This window comes from Bartonella sp. AP57NXGY (assembly GCF_042195805.1).
GTDB lineage: Bacteria > Pseudomonadota > Alphaproteobacteria > Rhizobiales > Rhizobiaceae > Bartonella.
Map to the genome: position 1 here is coordinate 1 of NZ_JBHIOZ010000028.1, position 5,719 is coordinate 5,719.

The 5,719-nt window shown below is 42.1% G+C and carries 4 protein-coding genes; all 4 read left to right on the top strand.

The window, feature by feature from the left end:
- The first annotated feature begins 51 nt into the window (after window positions 1–51).
- Complete coding sequence (locus tag ACFIL8_RS04645) at window positions 52–867, top strand: exodeoxyribonuclease III (protein WP_375689020.1); 816 nt, start codon at window positions 52–54, stop codon at window positions 865–867.
- 61 nt (window positions 868–928) lie between these two features.
- Window positions 929–2,410 carry an efflux transporter outer membrane subunit gene (locus tag ACFIL8_RS04650; RefSeq protein WP_375638249.1) on the top strand — a complete coding sequence of 494 codons (1,482 nt, stop codon included), beginning with the start codon at window positions 929–931 and terminating at the stop codon, window positions 2,408–2,410.
- Window positions 2,407–3,633, top strand: coding sequence for an efflux RND transporter periplasmic adaptor subunit (locus tag ACFIL8_RS04655; RefSeq protein ID WP_375638250.1), 1,227 nt, complete (start codon window positions 2,407–2,409; stop codon window positions 3,631–3,633). Before ACFIL8_RS04650 ends, ACFIL8_RS04655 begins: the two co-directional genes overlap by 4 nt.
- Window positions 3,634–3,636: 3 nt before the next feature.
- Window positions 3,637–5,625 carry a MacB family efflux pump subunit gene (locus tag ACFIL8_RS04660; protein ID WP_375638251.1) on the top strand — a complete coding sequence of 663 codons (1,989 nt, stop codon included), beginning with the start codon at window positions 3,637–3,639 and terminating at the stop codon, window positions 5,623–5,625.
- Window positions 5,626–5,719 lie beyond the last annotated feature (94 nt).

Consider the following 5,719-nt stretch of genomic DNA (forward strand, 5'->3'; position numbering starts at 1 on the left):
CTTCCTTCGAAGAAATGAAGAAAGAGTGTTACGTCATTGGGATTAAAACAAATGTTCTTTCGTATTGCGACTTGGAATATTAATTCTATTCGTTTGCGTCTTGCACAGGTTTTTCAGTATTTGGAACTCTTTTCCGCAGATGTTTTGTGTCTACAGGAAACAAAATGTCCAGATGCTTTATTTCCAGTGGAGGCTTTTGAAGCAGCGGGTTATAAGCATATCGCATTGAGTGGACAAAAATCTTATAACGGGGTGGCTATTGTTTCTCGTTTGCCTTTTAAAAAGGTAGAAAAGCGTTTTTTTTGCCAAAACCAAGATTGCCGTTATATCTCAGTTATTGTGGAAGCCCATAGGAGAAGCTTGCGGATTCATAATTTTTATGTTCCTGCTGGGGGAGATATCCCTGATGCTGATGTGAATGAAAAGTTTCGTCATAAGCTTGATTTTTTAGAAGAAATGTCCTCCATTCGTGCGGATCAAGGCGATGGTCTTTCTTCTCTTTTGGTGGGAGATTTAAATATTGCTCCTTTGGCAGAGGATGTTTGGTCTCATCAGCAATTGTTGAAGGTTGTAAGCCATACTCCCATTGAAACCGAGCGTTTACAGGATTTGTGTTGTCAAGGTGGATGGGTTGATCTGATGCGGTTGCATATTCCTGTTCCTACCAAGCTTTACACATGGTGGAGTTATCGTGCTCGCGATTGGGCATTTACTGATTATGGGCGGCGGCTTGACCATGTTTGGTCTTCTCAAGATTTAGCCCCTTTTGTTGTAGATCTTTCGATTTTTCGTGATGCGCGCGGATGGGAACGTCCTTCAGATCATATTCCTGTGCAAACTGTATTTGATTTTTCACGTCAAGTTTGAAATAAGAGGTAAATAAAGTATTAATATTAAATAATGATTCTGAAAGAATGCGGGAGACTGGATGTATATCAGAAATCTCAAATGGGGCGCTTCTCGTGGATTATTTTTTAGTGTCTTGTTGTGTTTGCTTTTGTCAGGATGTATGGTTGGTCCTAATTACCAGAAAACATCTTTTCGTGTTCCAGCAGTTTGGGGAGAAAAATCTGCACAGACTGCACGGCAGCCCGTTGCGCTTGCCGGATGGTGGCGGCATTTGAATGATCCTGTTCTAGATGCGTTAATGGATTACGCGATTTCTGGAAATAATAATGTTGCTGTTGCCAAAGCTCGGGTACGTGAGGCGCGTGCGGGTTTAGGACAGGTTGTGGGAACTCTTTTGCCAAATGTGTCCAATTCAATTTCAGGAACCCGTAGTCGTTCTGGACAGTCTGATGCATTGTTAAACCAGTATAGTAGTGGTTTTGATGCAAGCTGGGAGCTTGATTTTTTTGGTGGGCATAAACGTGCGGTTGAAGCAGCGCGTTATGGCCTTGATGCGGCTGTGGAAGATATGCGCGCTACCATGGTGACATTACTAGGAGATGTGGCAACAAATTATGTGCAAATGCGTGGCTGGCAACAAAAGTTGTTTATTGTGCGGCAAATTGCTGTATCACAACGTAAAACTTATGAACTGATGCGCGCTAGATTAACAGCTGGTGATGTTTCTGAGCTTGATGTTTCAAATGCGCAAGCACAAATGGCAAATACAGAAGCAGATATATCACAGATGGAAGCGAATTTAGCAATGAGCGTTCATCGCCTTTCTGTCTTAACTGGTCGTGTGCCTACGGCATTGAAGGATCTTTTACAAAAAAATGCTAAGCATGCAAAGATTCCACAACCACGCTGGCCGATACCAGCAGGAATTCCAGCCGATATTTTGTTAACACGTCCAGATTTGCGACGGGCAGAGCGTCAATATGCGCAAGCGACAGCACGGATTGGTCAACGTGAAGCAGATCGTTATCCATCACTTACTTTAACAGGTAATATTTCGACAGCAGCAACGGCAATTGATCAATTATGGAAAAATTCAACGATTGGCTGGTCTTTTGGACCTGGTCTTCGTTTTCCTCTTTTTAATGGAGGTCAGGTCGAGGCTTCTATTGCGGTAGCGCGCGCGCAGCGTGATCAAGCTTTTATTACTTATCGAGCTGCTGTGTTGGAAGCTTTAGAAGATGTAGAAAATGCGCTTGTAAGATTAACGAAGGAACATCAACGCTTAGAAAAGCTAATCGTTGCGAATAAAGCTTCTCTTCATTCCTTAAAACTTTCACGGAACCTTTTTGAGAATGGAAATACTAGTTTTCTTGAATTGTTAAATGCTGATCGCTCTTATTATTCTGCACAAATGGCGCTTAAAGATAGCCGTGTTTCTTTGGTTACGCAATATATCACGTTGATGAAAGCATTGGGGGGGGGCTGGGATGGCGTTGTTGATGTATCGCGTCCAGAAGTCGTTGATAATGCACCTCGTTCGCGTGCAAAGGTAGGGAAATGAAAAAAAACTTACTCAAAAATTTCATTACAAAACACAAAAAACTTTCCTTCTTTTTAACTGCTATATTTCTCATTCTCTTGTTGTTATGGTTACGTTCTGTTTTTTTTGGAACATCTACTCCAACTTATATAACAGCGGTGGTGAAACGTGGGGATATTGAGGAAAGTGTTTTAGCTTCTGGTCTTGTACGTCCTTACCGGTTGGTGGCTGTTGGTGCGCGAGCAACAGGGCGTGTGGTGTCAATGCATGTTTCCCCTGGGAGTGTTGTGAAAGAAGGCGATCTCTTGGCAGAAATTGATCCTACAGATCAGGAAAATGATTTAAAAAGAAAAAAAGCAGCATTATCGCATTATTATGCGAGTTTGATAGAACAAGAAGCCTATCTTTCTCTTGCACAGAAAAATTTAGAGCGTCAGAAAAAAATGATTGAAACACGTGCGGTTTCACGTGCGAACCTCGATGAGGCTACGACACAGGTGAAAATACGCGAGGCGCAAATTGAACAACTTCGTCAGCAGATTGTGCAAGCACAAATTGATGTGGAGAGTGCAGAGGTTAATTTAGGTTATACACGCATCACTGCCCCTTCAGCGGGAACGGTTTTGGCAACAGTTGTGGAAGAAGGGCAGAATGTGAATGCGGTTCAGTCGGCGCCAACGATTGTTATTTTGGGTGATTTATCAAAGATGACGATCAAGGCGCAAATCTCAGAAGCAGATGTTCTTAAAGTCCGAGCTGGACAACCACTTTATTTTACAGTTCTAGGTAATTCACAGCGTCGTTATGAAGGCGTTTTAGAAAAAGTAGAGCCGGCTCCTGAAGCAATTCGTGCTGATGTGAGTATTAATCCTGGTATGGTGAGTGGTTCTAGTGCTTTAATATCATCGGCTATCTATTACAATGGAATTCTACATGTTGATAATGCGGACAATTTTTTGCGAACCTATATGACTGCTCAAGTTCATATTATCTTAGGGCGCGCGCAGAATGTCTTGTTGGTTCCAAGTGATGCTTTACGCGATGAGACAAGAGAGCGTAAAGCATGGGTTTCTGTTTTGGTGGGGGAAAATAAGGTGGTTACTAAACAGGTGAGCGTTGGGTTGAATAATAAGGTTATGGCAGAGATTGTTTCAGGACTTAACGAGGGTGATGTCGTCGTCACTAGTTCGTCTGATGGAGTGATGCCAGAGTCTTCTCACATGCACAGCGAAGACGAGAGTTAAAGCATGAGCACAAATCAAGCAGATGCTGTCTTCGTCTTGGAAAATATTGTGCGCAAATTTCCTGCGGGCGAAGCGTTTGTTACCGTTTTGAAAAACATCAATCTTACCATTAAACGTGGTGAAATGGTGGCAATTGTAGGTGCTTCCGGTTCAGGTAAATCGACCTTGATGAATATTTTAGGCTGTCTTGATCGTCCAACTTCTGGTCGTTATTGGATCTCTGGTAAAGAAACAGCTTCCCTTTCTGCGGATGAATTGTCGGCTTTGCGACGTAATCATTTTGGTTTTATTTTTCAGCGTTACCATTTGTTGAATGAATTGACAGCTCTTGGTAATGTTGAAATTCCGGCTATTTATGCGGGATGTGCCGTGGAAGCAAGGAAACAGCGGGCACAGGATCTTTTAACGCGTTTGGGCATGGGTGATCGGATAAATCATCGTCCAAATCAGCTTTCTGGTGGTCAGCAACAACGTGTTTCTATTGCTCGGGCGCTCATGAATAATGCGGAGGTCATTCTTGCAGATGAACCAACTGGTGCATTGGACAAAAAGAGTGGGCAAGAAGTATTGCATATTTTGGATGAACTTCATCAAGAGGGGCGTACCATTATCATTGTAACCCATGATATGCAGGTGGCTGAAAGAGCAGAGCGTATTATCGAAATCAGTGATGGGGAAATTATTGCTGATAAGCAGTCAAGGGTTGCAAAAACAAAAGTTGGTGGAAAATCTCTTCAGGAACAACAAAATCTAAAAGGCCAACAAAAACTGGGCTTTTTTCGTTCTTTTGTTGAGCGATTCCGTGAGGCGTTTGTGATGGCTCTGTTGGCAATGAATGCACATCGCATGCGGACTTTTCTAACAATGCTTGGGGTGATTATCGGTATTGGGGCGATTATTGCTATGGTGGCTTTAGGGAATGGTACACGAGAGAAAATTCTGGAAAATTTTAAAAGTTTGGGTACTAATACATTAACCATTTTTCCTGGTAAAAGTTTTTCTGATCCACAAGCAGAAAAAATAACCAGTTTGGTTGAAGCTGATGCAGAAGCCTTGTCTGGATTACCTTATGTTTCTGGTGTGACACCACAGATTTCAGCAAGCTCGAAAGTGCGTTTTGGTGCAGTTGAAGTCAATGCCATTATTGCGGGGGTGGGAGAACAATTTTTTCAGACACAGGGGCTCAAAGTTTTCAAAGGACAGTTTTTTGATCAAAAAAGTGTCCATGATCGGGCGGTTGATCTCGTGATCGAGAAAGAAGCATTGTCTGTTCTTTTCCCCCATAGCCATGAAAGCCCCCTTGGAAAGGTGGTGAATGTGGGTAATGTTCCTGCGCGTATTATTGGTGTTGTTGATTCGCAAAATAATGCAAGTGGAGATACATCAAATACTTTACAGCTTTATTTACCCTATACAACAGTGCAGACGCGTTTTCTTGGTACAACAGAAGTTCGTGCAATTATTGTTAGGATTGCTGATGATATTGATTCATATTTAGCGGAGACCATGATAAAACGTTTTCTCATTATGCGGCATGGCGGGGAGGATTTTTTCATTAGAAATTCTGAATTTTTCCGTGAACGTGTTATGGAGAGTACAAATATTTTAACACTTTTAATTTCTTCAATTGCAGCTATTTCCCTGGTTGTGGGGGGTATAGGGGTGATGAATATTATGTTGGTCACTGTTTCTGAGCGGATCAATGAAATCGGCGTGCGTATGGCAGTTGGTGCACGGCAAAGTGATATTTTACAGCAATTTCTCATTGAAGCGATTTTGGTTTGTGTGATTGGTGGTGGTTTGGGAATCTTGCTTGGACTTTCTATAGGTGGCTTGTTTCTTCTGTTTAAGGCACCTATTCATTTGGTTTATACTATTGAATCGATCATTATGTCTCTTACTTTTTCAACCCTCATAGGAATATGTTTTGGCTTTTCTCCAGCGCGGCAAGCTTCACGGCTTGACCCTGTTGTCGCCCTTTCACGCGATTAAGCTTTATCAATTGGGGCATGTTTGTTCGTGATGCTTTCCACTTGGATGAAGCATTTATGAAGCGAAACATGAATGGAAAAAGTTTAGCATTATT

Bases quoted from the DNA above. Each gene is read 5' to 3' on its own strand.
- ACFIL8_RS04655 (WP_375638250.1), top strand. From the start codon at position 2,407: ATGAAAAAAAACTTACTCAAAAATTTCATTACAAAACACAAAAAACTT.
- ACFIL8_RS04650 (WP_375638249.1), top strand. From the start codon at position 929: ATGTATATCAGAAATCTCAAATGGGGCGCTTCTCGTGGATTATTTTTT.
- ACFIL8_RS04660 (WP_375638251.1), top strand. From the start codon at position 3,637: ATGAGCACAAATCAAGCAGATGCTGTCTTCGTCTTGGAAAATATTGTG.
- ACFIL8_RS04645 (WP_375689020.1), top strand. From the start codon at position 52: ATGTTCTTTCGTATTGCGACTTGGAATATTAATTCTATTCGTTTGCGT.